The 21,188-nt window shown below is 56.4% G+C and carries 18 protein-coding genes; 5 read left to right on the top strand and 13 right to left on the bottom strand.

Annotated elements, in window-relative coordinates:
• Positions 1 to 9: 9 nt before the first annotated feature.
• From VA597_RS07315 to VA597_RS07280, 8 genes are all read right to left on the bottom strand, one after another.
• A complete protein-coding gene (locus VA597_RS07315; protein WP_128742121.1) occupies positions 10 to 1,989 on the bottom strand; it encodes a DNA gyrase/topoisomerase IV subunit B in 1,980 nt (659 codons plus the stop codon).
• Positions 1,990 to 2,082: 93 nt separating this feature from the next.
• Positions 2,083 to 3,996, bottom strand: coding sequence for an ATP-dependent zinc metalloprotease FtsH (gene ftsH / locus VA597_RS07310; RefSeq protein WP_128742120.1), 1,914 nt, complete (start codon positions 3,994 to 3,996; stop codon positions 2,083 to 2,085).
• A gap of 45 nt (positions 3,997 to 4,041) precedes the next feature.
• The gene (gene hpt, locus VA597_RS07305) at positions 4,042 to 4,590 is read right to left on the bottom strand and encodes a hypoxanthine phosphoribosyltransferase (RefSeq protein WP_128742119.1); all 549 of its coding nucleotides are present in this window, start codon (positions 4,588 to 4,590) and stop codon (positions 4,042 to 4,044) included.
• 6 nt (positions 4,591 to 4,596) lie between these two features.
• Positions 4,597 to 5,970: a tRNA lysidine(34) synthetase TilS gene (tilS, locus tag VA597_RS07300; protein WP_326975599.1), complete on the bottom strand. Its 1,374-nt coding sequence runs from the start codon at positions 5,968 to 5,970 to the stop codon at positions 4,597 to 4,599.
• On the bottom strand, positions 5,963 to 7,327 hold the full coding sequence (dnaB, locus tag VA597_RS07295; protein WP_128742117.1) for a replicative DNA helicase: 1,365 nt from the start codon (positions 7,325 to 7,327) through the stop codon (positions 5,963 to 5,965). The genes tilS and dnaB overlap by 8 nt, the downstream gene beginning before the upstream one ends.
• A gap of 38 nt (positions 7,328 to 7,365) precedes the next feature.
• Positions 7,366 to 7,815 (bottom strand): 50S ribosomal protein L9, encoded by a 450-nt coding sequence (rplI, locus tag VA597_RS07290; protein ID WP_128742116.1) that lies wholly within the window; start codon positions 7,813 to 7,815, stop codon positions 7,366 to 7,368.
• 11 nt (positions 7,816 to 7,826) lie between these two features.
• Positions 7,827 to 9,806 (bottom strand): DHH family phosphoesterase, encoded by a 1,980-nt coding sequence (locus tag VA597_RS07285; RefSeq protein WP_326975598.1) that lies wholly within the window; start codon positions 9,804 to 9,806, stop codon positions 7,827 to 7,829.
• 30 nt (positions 9,807 to 9,836) lie between these two features.
• Positions 9,837 to 11,999: a ribonuclease J gene (locus VA597_RS07280; RefSeq protein ID WP_442861480.1), complete on the bottom strand. Its 2,163-nt coding sequence runs from the start codon at positions 11,997 to 11,999 to the stop codon at positions 9,837 to 9,839.
• Positions 12,000 to 12,379: 380 nt separating this feature from the next.
• Between VA597_RS07280 and rnhA the strand changes: the two genes are divergently transcribed.
• The 3 genes from rnhA to VA597_RS07265 all read left to right on the top strand — a co-directional run bounded on the left by rnhA (position 12,380) and on the right by VA597_RS07265 (position 14,644).
• Positions 12,380 to 12,829 carry a ribonuclease HI gene (gene rnhA, locus VA597_RS07275; protein WP_128742114.1) on the top strand — a complete coding sequence of 150 codons (450 nt, stop codon included), beginning with the start codon at positions 12,380 to 12,382 and terminating at the stop codon, positions 12,827 to 12,829.
• A gap of 81 nt (positions 12,830 to 12,910) precedes the next feature.
• The gene (locus VA597_RS07270; protein ID WP_326975597.1) at positions 12,911 to 13,267 is read left to right on the top strand and encodes a hypothetical protein; all 357 of its coding nucleotides are present in this window, start codon (positions 12,911 to 12,913) and stop codon (positions 13,265 to 13,267) included.
• Positions 13,268 to 14,278: 1,011 nt separating this feature from the next.
• Positions 14,279 to 14,644 carry a hypothetical protein gene (locus VA597_RS07265; protein WP_326975596.1) on the top strand — a complete coding sequence of 122 codons (366 nt, stop codon included), beginning with the start codon at positions 14,279 to 14,281 and terminating at the stop codon, positions 14,642 to 14,644.
• A gap of 52 nt (positions 14,645 to 14,696) precedes the next feature.
• Here VA597_RS07265 and VA597_RS07260 read toward each other — a convergent pair whose 3' ends face one another.
• The 3 genes from VA597_RS07260 to VA597_RS07250 form a co-directional block, all read right to left on the bottom strand.
• Positions 14,697 to 16,058 carry an MATE family efflux transporter gene (locus VA597_RS07260; protein ID WP_326975595.1) on the bottom strand — a complete coding sequence of 454 codons (1,362 nt, stop codon included), beginning with the start codon at positions 16,056 to 16,058 and terminating at the stop codon, positions 14,697 to 14,699.
• Positions 16,059 to 16,213: 155 nt separating this feature from the next.
• Positions 16,214 to 16,906, bottom strand: coding sequence for a DUF3298 and DUF4163 domain-containing protein (locus VA597_RS07255; RefSeq protein WP_128742113.1), 693 nt, complete (start codon positions 16,904 to 16,906; stop codon positions 16,214 to 16,216).
• A gap of 123 nt (positions 16,907 to 17,029) precedes the next feature.
• On the bottom strand, positions 17,030 to 18,019 hold the full coding sequence (locus VA597_RS07250; RefSeq protein ID WP_128742112.1) for a 2-hydroxyacid dehydrogenase: 990 nt from the start codon (positions 18,017 to 18,019) through the stop codon (positions 17,030 to 17,032).
• Between the two features lie 92 nt (positions 18,020 to 18,111).
• Here VA597_RS07250 and VA597_RS07245 point away from each other — a divergent pair, with 92 nt between their 5' ends.
• Complete coding sequence (locus VA597_RS07245) at positions 18,112 to 18,750, top strand: hypothetical protein (protein ID WP_128742111.1); 639 nt, start codon at positions 18,112 to 18,114, stop codon at positions 18,748 to 18,750.
• A gap of 146 nt (positions 18,751 to 18,896) precedes the next feature.
• Positions 18,897 to 19,667 carry a MerR family transcriptional regulator gene (locus tag VA597_RS07240; protein WP_128742110.1) on the top strand — a complete coding sequence of 257 codons (771 nt, stop codon included), beginning with the start codon at positions 18,897 to 18,899 and terminating at the stop codon, positions 19,665 to 19,667.
• Positions 19,668 to 19,743: 76 nt separating this feature from the next.
• Here the strand turns inward: VA597_RS07240 and thiE are convergent, their stop codons facing one another.
• Positions 19,744 to 20,370: a thiamine phosphate synthase gene (thiE, locus tag VA597_RS07235; RefSeq protein ID WP_128742109.1), complete on the bottom strand. Its 627-nt coding sequence runs from the start codon at positions 20,368 to 20,370 to the stop codon at positions 19,744 to 19,746.
• A complete protein-coding gene (gene thiM / locus VA597_RS07230) occupies positions 20,360 to 21,178 on the bottom strand; it encodes a hydroxyethylthiazole kinase (RefSeq protein ID WP_128742108.1) in 819 nt (272 codons plus the stop codon). The genes thiE and thiM overlap by 11 nt, the downstream gene beginning before the upstream one ends.
• Positions 21,179 to 21,188 lie beyond the last annotated feature (10 nt).

The raw sequence follows: 21,188 nt of genomic DNA, 5'->3' as shown, positions 1-21,188 counted from the left end.
AAAAAGCATTCAGCTCAAATCGGAGGCATCAATGTACCTGGGCCCGTTCCGGGCGATAAAGTCCTTTCTCCCATCCAGGTCATCGCCGAGAAGGAGGTCGAACATCCGGCTGGTCTGTTCCGCTTCATCCGGAAGGACGCGGATCAGGCGCCGTGTCGCCGGATTCATGGTTGTCAGGTTCATCATGTCCGGCTCGTTCTCGCCCAGCCCCTTGGAGCGCTGAACCGTTACCTTCTGCCCTCTCAGCTGTTCGGAAAATTCTTCTTTTTCCCGTTCCGTAAAGGCGAAATAGGTCTTGTCCTTCGCCTGGATCTCATAAAGCGGGGATTCCGCGATAAACACCTTACCTTCCTCAATCAGCGTCGGCGTCAGCCGGTAAAGCATGGTCAGCAGAAGCGTCCGGATCTGGTATCCGTCCACGTCGGCATCGGTGCACAGAATGATCTTATTCCAGCGCAGAAGATCGATGTTAAAGGAGGAAAGCTCCCGGCTGGCCTTCGACCTGACCTGCACCCCGCAGCCCAGCACCTTGATCAGGTCGGTGATGATATCGCTTTTGAATATTTTATCGTAGTCCGCCTTCAGGCAGTTCAAAATTTTGCCGCGGATCGGCATAATCGCCTGAAAATTCGGGTCGCGCGCCTGTTTGCACGCACCGAGCGCCGAATCGCCCTCCACGATGAAGATTTCCCGCTCTCCGGCGTCCCGGCTCCGGCAGTCGACGAATTTGGCCACGCGGTTGGTCAGGTCCAGATTGGTCGTCAGCTTCTTTTTCAGGTTCAGGCGCGTTTTTTCCGCGTCCTCCCGGCTGCGTTTGTTGATGAGAACCTGCGCCGCGATTTTCTCCGCATCGGCCGGATTTTCAATAAAATAAACCTCAAGCTGGTGTCGGAGCATCTCCGTCATGGCTTCCTGGATTCCTTTGTTGGTAATTGCTTTCTTCGTCTGGTTTTCATACGACGTGCGGTTGGAGAAAGAGGAAATAACCAGGATGAGGCAGTCCTCGACGTCCGCAAAGTTGATTTTGCTCTCATTTTTATTGTACTTGTTGTTCTGTTTCAGATATGAGTCAATCTGATAAACGAATGCGTTCCGGGCGGCCTTGTCGGGAGAACCGCCGTGCTCCAGCCAGCTGGAATTGTGGTAATATTCGATCAGCCGGTTCCGATTGGAGAAAGCGGCGGCGACGTTGACCTTCACTTTGTATTCGGGCTTGTCCGCCCGGTCGCGCACCATGCGCTCCGCCCGCCAGAACTGGACCGGAGTCAGCGCGTCTTCCCCCGCGATTTCCTCCGCGTAATCCGCGATCCCGTTCGCATAGAGAAACGTCGTGGTTTCGAATCCCGCCCCGGCCTGATTCCGGAACAGGAACGTGATCCCCTCGTTGACGATCGCCTGGCGTTTCAGCATATCCAGATAATATTCAATAGGAACGTCGATATCCGTAAAGACCTGAAGGTCCGGCTTCCAGCGAAAGCGGGAGCCGGTGTCCCTGCCCTTATATTCTTCTTTTTTCAGCCCTCCGACATTTTCCCCGTGTTCGAAACGCAGGGTATAACGGTACCCGTCCCTGCGGATATCCGCATCCATAAATTCGGAGGCGTACTGCGTCGCGCAGAGGCCCAGCCCGTTGAGCCCCAGTGAATATTCATAGCTCTCATCGGCGCTGTTGTTGTATTTTCCTCCCGCGTAAAGCTCGCAGAAAGCCAGTTCCCAATTATATCGTTTTTCATTTGGGTTGTAGTCGACCGGACACCCCCGGCCGTGATCCTCCACTTCCACGGAATGGTCCAGATACCGCGTCACCGTGATTTGCTTTCCATAGCCCTCCCGCGCCTCGTCGATCGCGTTGGACAGGATCTCGAAAATGGAGTGTTCGCAGCCCTCGATTCCGTCCGAGCCGAAAATAACGGCCGGACGGCGCCTGACGCGGTCGGCGCCTTTCAGGGCGGAAATGCTCTCATTGCCGTATGTCTGTTTTCTCGCCATTCAGGGACCTCCCTAGATTGTATTTCCCCCGGGTCCAAAAGAACAACCAAAAGGGGAATGCGGCAACATTCCCCCGAAACTCTATTGATCTTTTCAGCCGGCTTCCCCCACCATATGCCCCGATGGAGCACCCGGCCTCACGTCGTCCTCTGGAGACGCCGGCTCCGGGCCGCCGTCTCTCATTATTTTCGCGAATTCCTCTCCGCTCATCTTTTCATTGTCGAACAAGTATTTCGCAACCTGATGCAGCTTTTCCATATGAGACTTGAGAATGGTCTCGGTCTTGGCGTAGGCATTGGTCATCAGGCGTTTGATCTCGCGGTCGATCGTAGAAGAGGTCGCCTCAGAATAATTCCGGATATGCCCCATGTCGCGGCCCAGGAACGGTTCCCCTTCATCCTGCCCGTAAGTAATGGGGCCGAGTTCGTCCGACATTCCGTATTTTGTCACCATGCTGCGCGCAAGCTTTGTTGCGCGCTCAATGTCGTTGGAAGCGCCGGTCGAGATATCATCCAGCGTAAGCGCCTCCGAAACACGGCCTCCCAGCATGACGACAAGGCTCTCTTCCATCTCCCTGCGGGAACGGTAGGCACGGTCTTCCGTCGGAATCTGCATCGTATAGCCGCCCGCCATCCCGCGCGGGATAATCGAAATCTGGTGAACGGGGTCCTGCATCGGACAGTAAAACGTCGCCACCGCGTGCCCGGCCTCATGATAGGCCGTGATTTTCTTTTCCTTATCGGTCATCACATGGCTCTTCTTTTCGGTTCCGACCACGACCTTGATCGTGGCTTCCTCGATCTCGTCCATGGTGATGGCCTTCAGGCTCTTCCTCGCCGCGAGCAACGCGGATTCGTTGAGCAGATTCTCCAGGTCCGCGCCGGTAAAACCGGCGGTGGATTTCGCGATGGTCTTCAGGTCGACATCCGGGGCAACCGGCTTGCCGCGGGCATGGACTTTCAGAATCTCCTCGCGTCCCTTGATATCCGGATAGCCGACCATGATCTGGCGGTCAAAACGGCCGGGACGCATCAGAGCCGGGTCAAGGATGTCCGGACGGTTCGTCGCAGCGATCATGATAACGCCTTCGTTCGCGCCGAAACCGTCCATCTCGACCAGCAATTGGTTCAGAGTCTGTTCGCGCTCGTCGTGCCCGCCGCCGAGGCCGGCGCCGCGCTGGCGCCCCACGGCGTCGATTTCATCGATGAAGATGATGCAGGGCGAATTTTTCTTTGCCTGATCGAACAGGTCGCGCACACGGGACGCGCCGACGCCGACGAACATCTCGACAAAATCGGAGCCGGAAATGGAGAAGAACGGAACGCCCGCCTCTCCCGCGACCGCGCGGGCCAGCAGGGTTTTACCCGTGCCCGGAGGGCCCACCAGCAGCACGCCCTTCGGGATGCGCGCGCCCAGCTCGTTGTACTTGCGGGGATTTTTCAGGAATTCCACAATCTCCTGCAGTTCTTCCTTTTCCTCGTCCGCTCCGGCCACGTCCGCAAACGTGGTCTTGCGTTTCTCGTCCGCCATCTGTTTGATCTTCGCCTTGCCGAAATTCATCTGTTTCCCGGCATCACCCATGGAGGTGTTCAGGCGCTTCATCATGAACCACCAGAACAGCAGCATGACGGCGAGTGTCAAAAGCATCGGCAGCAGGCTGGAAAGCCATGTCGTCTCCGCCGGCCTCTTCCAGTTAAAGGTCATCCGGGCATTCGGATGATCGCGGTTATACTCTTCCACATAGGGCCGGATATCTTCGATCAGCTGCGTCGTGCTTGGAGCTACATAGGAAATCTGAGTGTTGTCCTTCAGCTTGATGATCATCTCGCCGCTGCCGAGATCCAGGGAATAATCCGTAACCTTCTGATCCTCAAAATAGTAAAGAATTTCAGAATAGTTAAACGTCTTATCGGAATGGTTGTTCAGCACCATCGCAAGCAAAATCAGAAGCAGAATCGGTATGCCCAAAAACATGGCAATATTTTTTACGGTCTTTCTATTGTCCAAACAAATTTCACTCCTTATAGGAATCGGCCCCTCCCATGTCGTGGTTCAGCCCCCGTAAACCTCCGGCTTCAGGATGCCGACAAACGGAAGGTTCCTGTATTTTTCATTATAATCAAGGCCATACCCGACAATGAATTCATCCGGAACTACGGTGCCCACATAGTCGGCCTTGATGCCGACGGTTCTGCGGTCCGGTTTGTCAAACAAAGTGCAGAGGCGGATGCTCTTTGGCAGGCGCGCCTGCAAAAGTTCCAGTATGTAGCTCAGAGTAAGGCCGCTGTCCAATATATCTTCCACAACCAGAACATCGTATCCTTTCAAATTGATGTCGAGATCCTTTATGATCTTAACGACCCCGGACGTCTTCACGCCGGAGCCATAGCTGGAAACCGCCATGAAATCGATGCTGCACGGGATTGTGACGGAACGCATCAGATCGGACATAAAGACTACGGAGCCCTTCAAAATGCTGACAAGCAAAAGATTCTTGCCCCGATAATCCTGGCTGATTTTCTCTCCCATCTTTGAAACGATCTCAGCGAGCCGCTCCTCGCTGAACAAGACTTCCTGAATATCGTCGGTTAACTGGTGCACAGGTTTTCAGCACTCCTTGATGATGATTTCGGCCGCCCGCCTGGTGTCTTCCGCAGCCGCTGCTTTTTGAGACGGGCCGATACCTTCGATCCACAGAATCTCCCCCCCGCACTCCAGAACGGCAAGCCTGTCCCGGCGGAACGGAGGAATCTTCTGCTCATTGAATAATTTTTTCAGCGTTTTGGTGACTCCCCGGCCCGCCGGGACAAACCGGTCGCCGGGAAGCCTGCTGCGAACAAAGCTATTAGTATCCATTATTGTATCATAGTTGATTCGATTATTAAATAACAAATTATTAATTTTCTCACGATTTTTTATTTCGGAAGATTCCGCCTGAACGCAGAAGACCCTTCCGTCCGGAAGAAGGGTCTCCGGAAGCCGGAGAGGCGTTTTCCATCGGGCGGTCCGCCCGCTTTCAGAATGAATAAAAAGAGTATTGCCGTTTGCGCAGCATTGTATTCCGCCGGGGAGAGTGATATTTCCCAAGCCGGAACGAATCATTTTAATCACGGCCTCAATGTGGCCGCAATCCAGACGAACACTCGTTTCCCTCTGAACCGCGAGGGCAATCATGCGGGACAATACGCAGTCCGGCTGGCTGTCCAGAGACCGAAGGGAAAAGCCGCCGTCCGCTGTGGCGGCCTGATCCAGCTCTTCCCGCGCGAGCTTCCGGAAGAACTCCTCGTCCTGCCGCAGCAGGCGCGTCGTCCTGAAAATTGCCCGTTCAAAGCCGGGATTGATGCCGCGCAGAACGGGCGATACGCTGTGGCGGATGCGATTGCGCGCATATTCGTCGGCGAGATTCGTGCTGTCCGTCACAAAGCGAAGTCCGTAATGGAGGCAGTACGCCTCCACTTCCTCCCTCGTCACGCGGATCAAAGGGCGCACGATTTCGTCCCGGACGGACGGAATCCCGGAAAGCCCGCGCGGCCCGGCCCCCTTCGCGAGATTCATCAGCACGGTTTCGGCGCTGTCCGTCAGGGTATGGGCGGTGGCAATCCGGCCGCCCGGCCCGCAGAGACTGCGGAAAAAAGAATAGCGGACATTCCGCCCGCATTCTTCCAGACCCTGTGAATTTTTCCTGGCAAGCGTCGGAACATCGGCGTGAAAGGCCTGAAAATCCACATGATTTTCAGAGCACCACGCGGCGGCAAACGCCTCGTCCGCGTCTGCTTCCTCCCCGCGAAGCCCGTGATTGACGTGAGCCGCCGTCAGAACGATTCCATGCCTCTTTGCGTAGCCGATGAGAAAATAGAGCATCGCCATGGAATCGGCTCCGCCGGACAAAGCGGCCACAACCCGGCAGCCGTCGGGAAGCATCCGTTCCTCCCGGATGGTATCTTCGATTTTCTTCTCTATCTCCGCAATCCGGTCATTCACTGTGAACAACCTCCTGCGCGGTAAAGCGCATATATTCTCCCTGCCAGTGCAGAGGCACCGTTTTGGTCTGTCCGTGGCGGTTCTTCGCGATAATGCATTCGCTCTGGTTGCGGTCCGCGTTCTCCGACGGTTCCCCCATATCCTGATAATACTCTTCCCGGTACAGAAAAAGCACGATATCCGCGTCCTGTTCAATGGAGCCGGAATCGCGCAGATCGGAAAGGACCGGGCGGTGGTTGGTCCTCTTTTCGCTGTCACGGGCCAGCTGGGAAAGGGTCAGCACCGGCACGTTGAGCTCCTTTGCCATGATTTTCAGGTTTCTCGTAATCTGCGAAATTTCCTGAACCCGGTTCTCAATCCGCATGGATGCGGTCATCAGCTGGAGATAATCGATCACGACCAGATCGACGTCGCGCAGCCGGCGGAGTTTCGCCTTGATCTCCGGCACGGTGATGCCGGGGTTGTCGTCGAAATACAGCTGGGATTTGGAAAGGATGTCCCCGGCCTCGATCAGGCGCACCCACTCGTCCTCGTTCAGTTTCCCAGTGCGCAGCTTTGTCCCCTCCACCAGCGCCTCGGTGGACAAGAGCCGGGAGACCAGCTGCTCGTTGCTCATTTCGAGAGAAAAGAAGGCGACCTTTTTCTTCGCCTTGACCGCCGCGTTTCGCGCAATGTTCAGCGCAAAGCTTGTCTTCCCCATGCCCGGTCGTGCCCCAAGCAGAATAAAATCGGAGCGGTTGAGGCCCGTAATGGTTTCGTCGAGTTCCCTGATGCCGGTCGGCACGCCCTTGTACTGGTCCGCGTCCGGAGAGTTGAGGAGGTCCAGCCGGTCGAACTCGTCGACGATGATTTCGTCGATCCGTTTGAGGCCCTGCATATTTTTTCCGCGCCGGATATCAAAAATGCGCTGTTCGGCGCTGTCCAGCAGGGTCGCGGAATCGGCCGCTCCGGAGGAAGCCTCTTCGACGATGTCCCGCGCGGTGGTGATCAGCGTGCGGACGTCGTACTTGTCGCGGACGATTCTGGCATAGATCTCCACGTTGGAGATGGAGGGAACCATCTGCGCCAGCTGAAGAAGATAAGCCTTTCCGCCGTTTTCCTCAAATCCCTCCGTCTGCCTCAGCTTCTCCAGCAGCGTGACAAAATCCACCGGCCGTCCCTGGGTGAACAGTTCCAGCATCGAAGAGTAGATCAGGCTGTTGTTGGTCTGGTAAAAATATTCCGGCCGGGGCAGGATTTCCGCCACGCGGTCCAGGCAGGAAGAATCCAACAGAACCGCGCCGAGCACGGACTGCTCCGCCTCCGGGCTGAACGGCAGATTCAGTCCGGCATACGCGCCCGTCTCCATCGGCTCCATTCAGATTCCCCCTTTACGAAATTCAAAGAGCCGTGATCCTATGCCTGTTCTCCTACCAGAACATAAATTTTGGCGGAAACGCCGGTGTACAGCTTTACCTCGCACTCATAGGTTCCGAAGGCGCGGATGTCGCCGTCCAGGTCAATCTTGCGCTTATCCACATCGACATGAAAGCTCTTCTTCAATTCCTCGGCCACTTCCTTTGCCGTCACGGAACCGAACAGCCTCCCGCCCTGCCCCGCCTTTGCAAAGAGCCGGACCGTCTTTCCCTCGATGGAAGCGGCGGCCGCGCGGGCCTCCTCCGTTTCCTTTTGAATGCGCCACGCTTTGGCGGACTCGGCGCTCTTCAGCTCGCTCATGACCTGCGAATTCGCTTCCTTGGCCAGCTTGCGCGGCAAAAGAAAGTTCCTGGCGTAACCGTCGCTGACCTGGACCAGTTCCCCCTTTTTGCCGGTGCCTTTCACATCCTGAAGCAGTACTACTTTCATCGGGTACCTCCTTATGACTTTTCGTTCGTGCGGTTGGACGTTTTTTCCGTAAATTCGCGGATTGCCTCGATCAGGCGTTCCCTCGCCTCAGCAGCCGTCATGCCGTTCAGCTGCGCGCCCGCCATCGTCAGGTGCCCTCCCCCGCCCAGGGTTTCCATAATCAGCTGAACATTGACGTCTCCGAGGGAACGCGCGGAAATGTTGATGACTCCGCCCGCGGGAAACAAAACGAAGGAAGCGTCGATCCCCTGGATGGAGAGCAGCTCGTCGGCCGCCTGCGCGGACGCGATCCGGATATCCGGAAACTCCTTCTCCGTGGAAGCCACGGCAAACCGGTCAAAGATTTCCGCGTTGGAAACGATTTTATATTTTGCCTTATAGGCGTCGATGGAATCGGAAAACATTCGTTTGACGCTGACGGTGTCCGCGCCCCTGCGGCGCAGATAGGCTGCCGCCTCAAAGGTGCGCGCGCCCGTTTTCAGCACAAAGTTCTTGGTATCCAGCATGATGCCGGAAAGCAGCGCCTCCGCCTCCGTTTGCGTCAGGCGCCCGTCGCCGATATACTGCAGGAGCTCCGTCACCATCTCACAGGTGGAACTGGCGTACGGTTCGTGAAAAAACACCAGCGCGTTTTCAATATGCCGGACCATCATGCGGTGATGATCGATCACCACCACACGCGAAGCGGCCTGCAGCAGCTCGGCGCTCTCCACAAAATCCTGGGAATGCGTGTCGACAACCACCAGCAGGCTCCGCGGTGTGACCAGCGCCTGGGCCTCCTGAGGGGACATGAATATCTTTTCCCCCGGATACGCATTCTGAAGCGCCGTGATCTGCGGTGAAGCAAGGCTCTGCGCCAGATTCAAAACGATATAGGAAGGGCGGCAGAGCGCCTTGCAGGAGACGTCCCACATGCCGATCGCCGCGCCGACACAGTCAAGGTCGGAATATTTATGCCCCATGACGAATACGACGTCGCTTTCCTTGATGTCGTCCGAAATGGACGCCGCAAAGACGCGCGTGCGGACGGAGTCCCTTCTTTCCATCCCGCCCGAAAGCCCGCCGAAAAATTCATATGTATCGTTTGCCTGCTTGACAGCGATCTGGTCGCCGCCGCGTCCCAGTGCCATATTCAGGGCGTTTCTGGCCCAGTCGTCCGCCTCCTGCAGGCTTTTCGCGCCTCGGGCGACGCCCACGGAAACGGTGGCGCTCAGGCGGTCCCCGGCCTTGATGCCGCGAACGGCTTCAAGAATCGGAAAACGCTTTTTCATTTCATCGCGCAGATGAGCCTCGTCGGTCAGAATCAGGTAGCGGCTGTTGCTTAAACGTTTGAAGAAGCCTCCCAGATCCTGCGCCCAGCGGTTCAGGACGTCCTCCACCTCGGAAGCGATTCTGATTTCCTCGCCGGAGCTGGAATCCCTCGTCAGTTCCTCCCTGTTGTCAAAGCTGGCCAGCATGACGACGGGCCGGCTTTCCTCATAATTCCGGCTGATTTCCCGAAAGGCCGTATCATCGAGAAAATACAGAACGCTCCCCGCGTCCGTCCGGATTCCGAACACCGTGTACTGCCTGGAGCCGAGCGAAACGTCAGTCCCCGCGGAGGCGAGAATCTGTTCCATTGTAAATGGATAGATGAACTTCATGATATGGTCGCCGCGGCAGTCCCGGTTTATGCTGACCTGCTCCGCGAACGCATCGTTCACCCAGATTATGTCTCCTTCCGTTCCTACGACGGCAGCCGGCAGCGCAAACTGTTTCAAAGAGCGGTACCGGTCCCCGGTCAGGACTTCCTCCGCGCTTTTAACAGCATAGGAAATATGCGCTTTAAAATGCCGGTTTGCAAGCAGAACAGCCGCAACGGACACAGCCGCAATGGAAATCTCCGCGGCGAAAACAGCGGTATTCCAGAACCAACTGATGCCCGCCGTCAGCAGCAGAACGGCCGAAATGACAAAAAAGACAGGAGAAGATGCCCATACTTTCTTTTTCAAACTGATTACCCCTTAGGCTGTCCGGGTGGATTACACTTCCATGATAATCGGCAGAACCATCGGGCTGCGGCGCGTGCGGTTGTAAAGCAGCCGGGACAGTTCGTCTTTGATGCGGGTTTTGAGGGTTCCCCAGTCGTGGATTCTGTTTTCCGCGCAATCCTGCAGAACGGAAGCGACCAGGTCGCGCACCTCATCGATCAGCGGCTCGGATTCCCTCACATAGACAAAGCCGCGGGACACGACGTCCGGACCTGATATGATGTGCCCGTCCGTGCAGGAAATGGTGCACACGACCACGATCAGCCCGTCTTCGGCAAGATGCTTGCGGTCCCTCAGGACGACGCTGCCGACGTCCCCGACGCCGAGGCCGTCCACCATGACGCTTCCGGCGGGGACCGGGGGAAGACGTTTCATATAATCCTCATTGATTTCCACGACGTCTCCGATATCCCCGATGAACACATTCCTCGGGTCCCTGCCCATCGAGTAGGAAAGTTCGGCGTTCTTGCGCAGCATCTTCTGCTCTCCGTGGACGGGAATGAAATATTTTGGCCTCACAATGCCCTGCATCAGTTTGAGCTCTTCCTGACAGGCGTGTCCTGAAACATGGACCTCGTACATGGATTCGTAAACGACGCGGCAGCCGCGTTTCATCAGCTCGTCGATCACGTTTCCAATGGTCTTCTCATTGCCCGGAATCGGCCGCGCCGAAATAATAATGAAATCGCCCGGGCCGACCTCCACCTTCCGATGGTCCGCAAAGGCCATTCTCGTCAGGGCGCTCATCGGCTCTCCCTGGCTGCCTGTCGTGACAAGCACAATCTGCTCTTTGGGGTAGCGGTTGATCATATCGATATCGATCAGTGTTCCCTGCGGGACGTCCAGATAGCCAAGCTCCACGCCGATCGTCATGACATTGACCATGCTTCTGCCGGAAAGGGCAACCTTCCGCCCGTATTTCACTGCGCAGTTGATGATCTGCTGCACGCGGCTGACATTGGAGGCAAAAGTCGCGATGATGATGCGGCTGTCCTGCGCCCGTTTGAACAGCATGTCGAACGAACTGTCGACTTTGCGCTCCGATTTGGTGTAGCCCTCGCGCTCCGCGTTGGTAGAATCCGAAAACAGGGCGAGGACGCCCTCGTTGCCAAGCTGAGCCAGACGGCCCAGATCGATCATTTTACCCTGCGCCGGGGTGCAGTCGATTTTAAAGTCTCCCGTATGGATGACAACGCCCGCCGGGGAATGGATGGCGATCGCGACGGCGTCGGGGACAGAGTGGTTGACATGGATGAATTCGACGTCCATGCACCCGAGTTGGGCATGGTCGCCGGGCTGCATGACAACGGCCTTCACGGAATTCTGAAGGCCGTGTTCCTTCAGCTTGCTGTTAACCAGCGCAAGCGTAAACGTGGTTCCGTAAATCGGGACGTTCACCTTTTTGAGCAGGTACGGCAGGGCCCCGATATGGTCCTCATGACCGTGCGTCAGTACGATTCCGCGGATATTCTCGGCGTTCCGTTCCACAAACGTGAAGTCCGGAATGACAAGGTCCACACCCAGCATGTCGCCGTCCGGGAACGCCATGCCGCAGTCGACGATGATCATGTCGTTCTCGCATTCAAACAGCGTAAAGTTTTTTCCGACCTCGTTCAGGCCCCCCAGAAAATAGGCCCGAATTGACGGTTTCTGCTGACTCTGCCGCCCCCTGCGGCTCCGCTTGCCCTTTTGGGCGGCCGCCTCTTTTTTCTCCTTTGCGGACTGTTCCGTCATGTACTGCTGAACGGTTTTCTGAATTGCGGTCAGCGGTTCTTTTACGGCGCTTTTCTGTCTGCCGCCGCGCGGCTTTACGCCGTTTTTCGGACGGGGATTCTTCTGCGTCTTAGTCCCGGTTTGCTGCGGGGGCTCCGCATTCTGCTTCCCGTCCGTCCCCTTCGACTGAACAGGCTGGTGCTCCGGCTGAGGCTGACGTGCCAAGTCCCGATGCGCAGCGGCATCCTGCCCGCCCGCATTCTTTTTTACGCCGGGGCGCCTGCCCTGCCGCGCAGCCGGGTGCGTCTGCTTCTGAGCAGAATTTCGGGGCGGAGTAATCTTCTGATAAAGCTCGGGACGCTTTTCCTGAAACGTTCCGACTTTTTGATTCTCCTCGCCCTTACGCTCAGCCGAATCCATATTTAATTGTTTTTCTGCCACAAAATAACCTCCATCGTTTTTGGGTACAGCCATTAGAATCCGTCGGCAATCGGACCAAACGGATCTGGCTCTCCTTTATTAATTTACCCTTTTACGCTGCACCGAGCCCGCGCAAAAATGTAATTGAACTGCTTTTTTTATGTCTGAAAAGCGGGTTGAACCCGCGAATTGCCGAAATCCGAACACAAATATCCTATATATTGTACCTTGATTCCCAAAAGCTGTCAACAGATTTTATTATGGCCAGTTAAGAGTCGTCTAAACGAAGGGGGCCATAAAAATCTTCGGATTGAGACCGCAGGTTCTGAAATTTGTAAGCTGCGGGCCTTTGTGATATAATAAGTCCGCTATAAAAATCTATAAAGACGAACGGTGATGTTATGAAGCGGGTCGAGATCTTTACGGACGGGGCGTGCAGCGGAAATCCGGGACCCGGCGGCTGGGGCGCAATCCTGCGCTATGGCGGCCGGGAAAAAAGGCTGAGCGGCGGGGAAGCTGTCACAACCAACAACCGGATGGAGCTGACCGGCGTGATTGAAGCTCTGCGACAGCTCAGAGAGCCCTGCGATGTGATCTTGACCAGCGATTCCCGCTATGTATGCGATGCGATTTCCAAAGGCTGGGCCGAAGGCTGGCGGAAACGCGGCTGGATGAAAGCCGACAAAAAGCCGGCCCTCAACAGCGATTTATGGGAGACCCTTCTTGAGCTTTTGGCAACGCACCACGTAACGGTAAACTGGGTGAGAGGGCACGCGGGGCATCCGGAAAATGAAATCTGTGACCGCATGGCTGTCGCGGAATCAGGAAAATGGAAAGCCGGCAGCTTTTAGGCTGGGCCCACTCGTTAAATCAACGGATTGTCGTCGGTTAATGCTCGCCGCAGACCACAGAACCGGAAAACTGCATATGATATGGAAAAGGAGTTGATTAAAAATGTCAATGGGAGTTCCCTTTCCATTTTGTGTATATGCGCCATCTGGCAGACAGCAAAAAAGTCCCGGTCCCTCCAGGCCCATAAAGTCCCCGGCGCCTCAGCATTCTGCCGCGGTATCCCATTCTCCGGCGCAGAACCGGCCGTATGGAAACCGCTCCGCCAACCCCATGCCAAAGGCGTCAGCGATCCATCCTACGAACCGTCCAAAAGCTGTCCAGACCTCACCGAACCGGTTCGCAAAAACCGTCGGACCGGCTGGAAAAATGCAGTCAGGCAGGTCATTCCAGGGAAAGAAAAAATCTTAAAAAATTTTTTTCGTGTATGTCTAAATTAAATTTCAAAGATTCATACTAACAAGTGCGGGGTGAGGAACGTCTGTTCCGGATCCTCCCGGGGAGCGTACAATGGGGTACGCTCCCTATTTTTATCTTTCGGGTGCCATCGGAGTCCTTCTTCTGCCGTTCTCCCGTCAATTTCGCCGGAACGGCAGAACCGACGCGCTCATATAATGAACCGGAATTTAATTTACCCAACGATTGGATGATGAATCATGTACACCGGATTTAATTCGGATTTTTATACAAGCTTCCAAAAACACTGTTTCCCTCACAGCGGCTGTTTCCAAAATTGTGACCGTAACAGGCCTTTCTGCTGCATCGGCCCGACCGGACCAACAGGGCCAACCGGACCGACCGGTACCTCCGGAGGTGTTACGGGACCGACTGGCTTTACCGGACCTACGGGCTTTACTGGACCCACGGGTGACCCCGGACCCACAGGAGCTACCGGACCGACTGGCGACACCGGACCGACTGGCGACACCGGACCAACGGGTTTCACCGGGCCGACAGGCTTCACCGGGCCAACGGGCGACACCGGACCCACAGGCTTTACTGGACCGACCGGAAATACCGGGCCAACCGGATTTACTGGGCCAACTGGAGATACCGGGCCGACTGGAGATACCGGGCCGACTGGTTTCACCGGACCCACCGGAGATACCGGGCTGACTGGCGATACCGGGCTGACTGGCGATACCGGGCCGACCGGAGATACCGGACCCACAGGCTTTACTGGACCGACCGGAAATACCGGGCCGACCGGAGACACTGGGCCGACCGGATTCACTGGACCGACTGGTTTCACCGGACCCACCGGAGATACCGGGCCGACCGGATTCACCGGACCGACTGGTTTCACCGGACCGACTGGTTTCACCGGACCCACCGGAGATACCGGGCCGACTGGAGATACCGGGCCGACCGGATTCACTGGACCGACTGGAGATACCGGGCCGGCAGTTGCCCTGGTAGGTATTCAAACACAGTTGACAGACAGCAGTGCAGTGACACTGGCTGACGGAACGAACGTGCTATTTGACTCCGTACTGAACACTTCAAGCCCGTCCATTGTCTACGCCCCCGTAACGGGAATTTTCACCATTTCGGCAACCGGGAACTATGAAGTAAGCTGGTGGGTATCCGTCGATGGGACTGCCGGGCCGGCCTCCGTGGAATTCTCGCTGCGTTTAAACGGTACCACCGATATCGCCAGCACCATGCCATCGGTTACCGGAGAGCTTTTCGGCAGCGCCCTTATTACCGTCGGAGCGACACCCGCCACTTTCGCACTGGTCAACACAACCGGAGCCACCGTTCTGTACGCCGCTGTTCCCGTACAGGCAAACATCGTCATTTCACACATCGTATGATCTTCATTTCCCCATTTCAGGGGCCGGAATCCTCGGGTTCCGGCTCCGATTTTTATTTATCGAGCGTCGAAACCCACCGCACCCGCAGAATCATCAGAACGGCGATCACCGCCGCCATGTAATTGGAAAACAGATTGCCCCAGAAAACCGAGTAATACTGAAGCGTCTGTTCGGTTGCCAGAATAAAGAGATACCTCAAGAGCCAGATGCGCAGCACCCCGAGGAACAGGGGGACCGTCGTTTTTCCGAGCCCGATAAAGGCGCCCTGCACCGCCATGCAGACACCGAACCCCACGACGGAGTAGGTATAGATATGCAGCGCCCGGTTTGCAATGTCAAGGACATCGGCTTTTTGGGTAAACAGCACTGTCAGATAGGGAGAAAGAGGCACGATCACCGCGATAATCGCAAGCGCCGTCACCACGCTTGCCACACAGCCTACCCAGCAGGAGCGCTTCGCATTGGAAACCTGGCCGGCGCCGATATTGATGCTGACCATCGTCGTCACCGCGGAGCCGAACGCCGCGGGAAGATTGAAGCATACGGCGGTAATATTATTCGCGATGCCCTGTCCGTTAAGGACGACCGCGCCGTATTTCTGGGTTTCGTTGTTGATCAGAAAGAAACCCAGGTTCAACATAAGGCTCGCAAGCATGGCGGGAATGCCAACCCGGATGAGCTGCCGGATCAAATCATAGTCAAAATGAAAGCCGCGCAAAGACAGCTTGTCCTCTCCCTTTCCCACAAACAGCTCGTAAAACATCCAGACGCAGATCAGAACATTGGAGCACAGGGAAGAAAGGACGCAGCCCACGATTTCCAGGCGGAGCAGAACGATGAACAGCAGGTTGAACAGGATTTTCAGCGCGAGCAGAAGAAGCATCCGGACAAAGGTCGCCTCCGGTTTTCCCGTGGCGTTTTTAATCGCGTTGTAAATGCTCTCTAAAAAAGAAAACGGAAGAACAAACGAATAAAGGCTGATGTAAAGAAACACATTGTGTGAAATTTCCGGGTCCACGTTCGCCGACACGGGGAAAGCCGCCAGCGCGGACAGGGGCGCGGCGCAAAGGCCCACGGCGGAGGCGAAAATAACAATCTGCGCGGAAATGTGCCTGACCCGCTCAAAATCACCCTGGCCATTGGCCTGCCCGATGATCGCCATGGCAGCCACACTGATCCCCTGCGCAAGCGAAATCATCATATTGATGACCGGCTCGCTGTAGGTCACCGCGCTGGCAACAAGCGTTCCCGCCGCATTGTTGATAAACAGACCGTCGGACAGCGGCAGCAGCGCCTGGATCACGCTCATCATGAGGGTCGGCAAAGACAGCATCAGGAGAGTCTGCAGGATACTTCCGTGAAGAATCAGTTCTCTGCGCTGCTCGGTCCCCTGATGCAAAAACTCAAGTTTCAAGGATGCTCCTCTTTCCGTCAATATACTTTAATATATGAAAATCCTTCAATCGGCTGCTTACGCGAAATCTGCCGCCCGGAATATCAAGAAGGGGCCGGATTTCCGAAAAATCGGCAGGCGGCCCTTTTGGCCGCCCGATCACTCTTTGCGGTAAACTATCTGCCGGAGCAGGAAAGTGTAATCCCGAGAAAATCATAGGGAATAATAAAGGTTACAATACCGGTCGCATAAGGGGCGATATCATATTGCTGATAGTAAATCGCCACTCCCTCCTGGGTTAAGTAGTAATTTTCCGGACGAAAATATTTTAAAATCAAATGTTTGTAGTCGTCAAAATAGATTCCCGGATTCTGCTGCATATTCCGTTCCGCCTGTTTCAGGATTTCCGAAACCACGATCCGCCGGTAATTTACACCAGGTGCGAAAAAGTGGGACAAGGCGAACCTTCTTCCGCTTTGCAGGCTGAACGTGTCCGAAGCTCTGACGGTGGTTCCGTGCGCGCCGCCCGTAAACTCATACCGATCGCGGTAGGTGCTGAAATAGCACTCCTGATTCATCGTGACCTCGTATTTCATGACGGCATCATACGCCCGGAACGGATAATCGTGCTCCTGCGCGCTGTGATAGTCCCGAACGGCCTGGCGATACAGCGTTCCCGCCGCATATCTTGAAAAATCGGCCGCCTGCGCCCGGAACCTTGAATTGATCCTGGCCTGTGCCTGAGGATTCCCGCTCAGTTTGACGACAGGGAATTGAACGGACAGAGTCAGAACTGCCGTGCCGCGGTAGATAAATTCCCGGTGATTTTCCTGAAAGGTTACCTCGGCGCTGCTGTTGGGTAAATTCATATTAATCCCTCCCGGTTCATTCTATGTATCGCCAACCCATTTCAGAAAAGAGTTTGAGCGGGAGAGAGAGAAAATTTTAACTTCCGGATTCAACGAGCACGGACAAGCCTTCCCAAAACGCCGTCAAAGCCCGTTGACGACATTGTTCGGGCGCTTTCCCTCCGCCGACAGAAAAAGATTATTCCAAATATTTCTGTGCAGCCGGTAAAAAACACCATTTGTCGTTCCGCCGATATGAGGTGAAAAGATGACGCGGTAACGGCAGTTTTCACTCAGACGCAGAAGCGGATTTTCCAGCGTCGCCGGTTCAGGGGACAGCGTATCCAGCCCGGCCCCGGCGATGGTCCCGCTTTCCAGCGCATCCGCCAGGGCGGCCTGGTCCACAATCTCCCCCCTTGCGGTATTGACCAGAACCGCGGAAGGTTTCATCCGCCTCAAAAACTCGCGGTCGATCAGGCCGGTCGTCTCCGGCGTCACCGGCAGGTGCAGGCTGACAATATCGCACGAGGCAGCCAGCTCCGAAAGCGGAAGGTAGCTGACGCCGAACTTCTTTTCTTCCTCCGCGCCCAACCGGTGCCTGCCGTAGTAACTCACTTTGGAGCCAAAGGCCAAAAGGCGTTTCGCCGTGGCTTTCCCAATACTGCCGAAACCGACGATTCCCACATGGCAGGATTCGAGCTCCGTAATCCCGTCCAGAATAAAGGAGCTTTTCGCCTGTCCCTGTTTTCCCCGCCGGACCAAATTGTCCCCCTCCTGAAAGCGGCGAAGGAGGGCAAGCATCAGCAGAATCGCCTGCTCCGCCACGGCCCCGCTGTTGAGGGATGCGTTGTTGCAGACATAAACGCCCGCCTCCCGCGCGGCCTGCAGGTCGATCCGCTCAAACCCGGCGCCCTCCGAATGGATCAGGCGCAGCTTCGGCATCTGCCCGATGAGGCGGCGTGACACGGGGCTGACTGCGTCCACGACGATAAAATCCGCATCCCCTCCCTTTTGGATCGCTTCCTCTTCCTCATAGACGCTGTCGAGAAAAACCAGTTTCCAATCGCCGGGGATCTTTGAAAAATCCGTATACTTTTCAATTCGTCTTTTTGAAGTAAGAATCAGCACTTTCATCGTAAATCTCTCATTTCATAAAAATACGCGCTGGCGCATTCCCGCGCGCGGTGATATGATGAAAAAAACAAGGGACAAGGAAAGGAAATTCCATGATATCGATCGCGTTAAAAAAGATCGGCTATTTTTTAATTGACGGTGAAGCAGAGGGGCAAAACTATTACGGGTTTGACCAGGAGTGGTTCCGGACCCGATGGCAGCGCCTCTCCGGCTGCGGGCCGACGGCTGTTTCCAACATTCTGTATTACCTCGGAAGATCCCGCTCCATACCTGGGCTGGACCGGCCGGTCAGCCGGAAAGAAAGCCCGGATTTCATGGAGGACATCTGGCGGCACGTAAAGCCGACCGCAATGGGGATCCCGAATACGGAACTGTTATGCAAGGGCGTGCAGTCCTACGCAAAAGCAAAGTCGCTCCGCATCGGCACGGAACCGTTTGAAATCCCGGGTTTCCGCTGCTCCCGCCCGGACTTTGGGCAGCTTCTCCTGTTTCTGCATTCGGCGCTGTCCGCCGACACGCCAGTCGCCTTTTTGAACCTGGACTGTGGAGAGGAAAAAATTTTGGATTCATGGCACTGGGTCACCGTGGTCTCCCTGGAATACGAAGCCGACGGGAACGCCGCTATCGCTGAGATCCTGGACGAGGGGATGAAAAAGGAAATCGACTTGAACAAATGGTTCCGGACGACCGCAAAAGGCGGCGGACTGGTCCGTTTTCATCTGTCATGCTAATACTATACCCGAAACGACACGGTTTGACAAGTCCGGCAAATATTTCGTATTAGAAATCGACTCGAATTATTTAAAATTTTTCAAAAAGGGGATTGACATTCACGCGGCGTCAAGCGATAGGATCTGTTTGAAAGGAGGAAGCGAGGATGGAATATACGATCCAAAAGCTGGCGAAACTCTCCGGCATCAGCACGCGCACTCTCCGGTATTACGACGAAACCGGCCTGCTGAAACCGGCACGGCTGAGTCCTTCCGGATACCGGATCTACGGCGGCGCCCAAGTGGGCCGTCTGCAGCAGATCCTTTTCTACCGGGAACTGGGCGTCGGCCTGAAGGAAATCGGGAAAATTCTCGATTCACCCGGATTCAGCGCCGCCGAAGCGCTCCGCCGCCATCGCGAGCTTCTCCTTCGGCAGCGGGCCCGCCTCGATCTTTTGATCCGCAATGTGGAAAAAACGCTCGCCTGCGAGAAAGGAGAATCATCCATGACCGACAGCGAAAAATTCGAAGGATTCAAAGAAAATCTGGTAAAACAGAACGAACGGCGCTACGGTAAGGAAATCCGCAAAAAGTACGGCACCAAGGCCGTCGAACGGAGCAGCCGCAAACTTCTCGGAATGACCCAACAGGAATACGGACGGTTCCAGGACATTGAGCGGTCGCTTAACGAAACGCTTCTCGAAGCGTTTCAGACGGGCGACCCGGCCGGAGAGACTGCCCAGAAGGCCGCCGCCCTGCACCGCGAATGGCTTTCCTTCACCTGGGAGACCTACACGCCGGAAGCCCACGCGGCGCTGGCGCAGATGTATGTGGACGATCCCCGGTTCACCGCTTATTACGACCGGATGCGGCCGGGGCTGGCAAAATTTCTGCGGGACACGGTAAAGATTTACACGGACCGCCAAAAGAACAACTGACAAAAGGAGCTTTCTCGCGCATGATGCGGGAGGAAGCTCCTAATTTTTTCAAAGCGCAACACCGCCAAAAATGATTTCAGGGACGGAACTGCGCGCGCAGTTCCCTCGCGGCGGCGGCAATGTCGGGTTTCGTCAGGATCGCGGAAATCACCGCGAGGCCGTCGATTCCCGTGCCGCGGAACCGCCCGGCGTTCTGCGGGCCGATCCCGCCGATCACCACGATCGGGATCGCGGCGGCGCGACGGATTTCCGCGAGCGTTTCCATCGACACCAGCCCGGCGTCCGTCTTTGTTCCCGTCGCGAACATTGCCCCCACGCCAATGTAGTCCGCGCCGTCCCGCTGCGCCCGGACGGCTTCCTCCACGGTCGCGGCTGAAATCCCGATCACCCTGTCGTCTCCCAGCATGGCACGGAGCGCCGCGCAGGGCAGATCGCTCTGGCCCGCGTGGACGCCGGCCGCTCCAACGGCGAGCGCGATATCCGCCCGGTCGTTGATGATGAGCGGGATTCCGCAGCGGTCCGTGATCCGTTTGACGCCGAGCGCCGTGCGATAAAAATCAAGGGAGGAGCAGTCTTTCTCCCGAAGCTGGACCAGCGTGCAGCCTCCCCGGATCGCCTGTTCCACCGCCTCCTCCAGCGTATCGGCGCTCATGAGGCGTCGGTCCGTGCATAAGTACAGGGTATAGTCGATCTCAGGCTTCATCGAGCTTCGCCCTCTTTTCAAACAGCGCCGGGTCCAGACGGCTCAGAGCGTCGATCACCGCGATGTGGAAGCCGCCCGTCCCGGCGCTTCCGGCGGCTTCATAGGCGAGCTCCCCGGCAATGCCCATGGCGGCGACCGCGGCCGCCGCCGCGGCAAGCGGGTCGTGGCTCACGGCGGCGCAGGCTCCCGCCAGGGCGGAGGTCATGCAGCCGGTTCCCGTTACGCTGGAAAGCATCGGGTGTCCATTGCGGATCTTTACCGTCCGCTCTCCGTCGGACAGGACGTCCACCGCCCCGGTGACCGCCGCGGCGCAGCCGTATTGCTCCGCAACCGAAACGGCGACCGAGACGGCGTCGTTCCCGCTGTCGGCCTCGGACGCGTCCACGCCCTTGGTCGCGGACCGGATCCCCGCGAGGAAGGACAGTTCGGAGAGGTTGCCCCGCAGGACGGTCATCCGAATCCGTTTCAGAAGCTCCCGCACGGCCCGGTTTCTCAGAGCGGAGGCGCCGGCCCCGACCGGATCGAGCACGACGGGAATTCCGAGCTCATTCGCTTTCGCGCCGGCGGCAAGCATGGATTCAACGGTGCGCCGGTTCAGCGTGCCGATGTTGAGCACCAAAGCCGATGAAATGGAAGCGATGTCCGCCGCCTCCCCGATGTCGTCCGCCATGATCGGAGAAGCCCCAAATGCCAGCAGCGCGTTGGCGCAGTCGTTCACCGTGACATAGTTGGTAATATTGTGGACCAGCGGGGACTTCCGGCGGACCTCCGAGAGGACCTCCGCCGCATCCTTTGTGATTTGATTCAATGCTTTTCCT

The sequence above is a fragment of the Caproicibacter sp. BJN0012 genome (assembly GCF_035986805.1).
Classification (GTDB): Bacteria; Bacillota; Clostridia; order Oscillospirales; family Acutalibacteraceae; genus Caproicibacter.
This window is presented reverse-complemented; position numbering and strand designations above follow the sequence as displayed.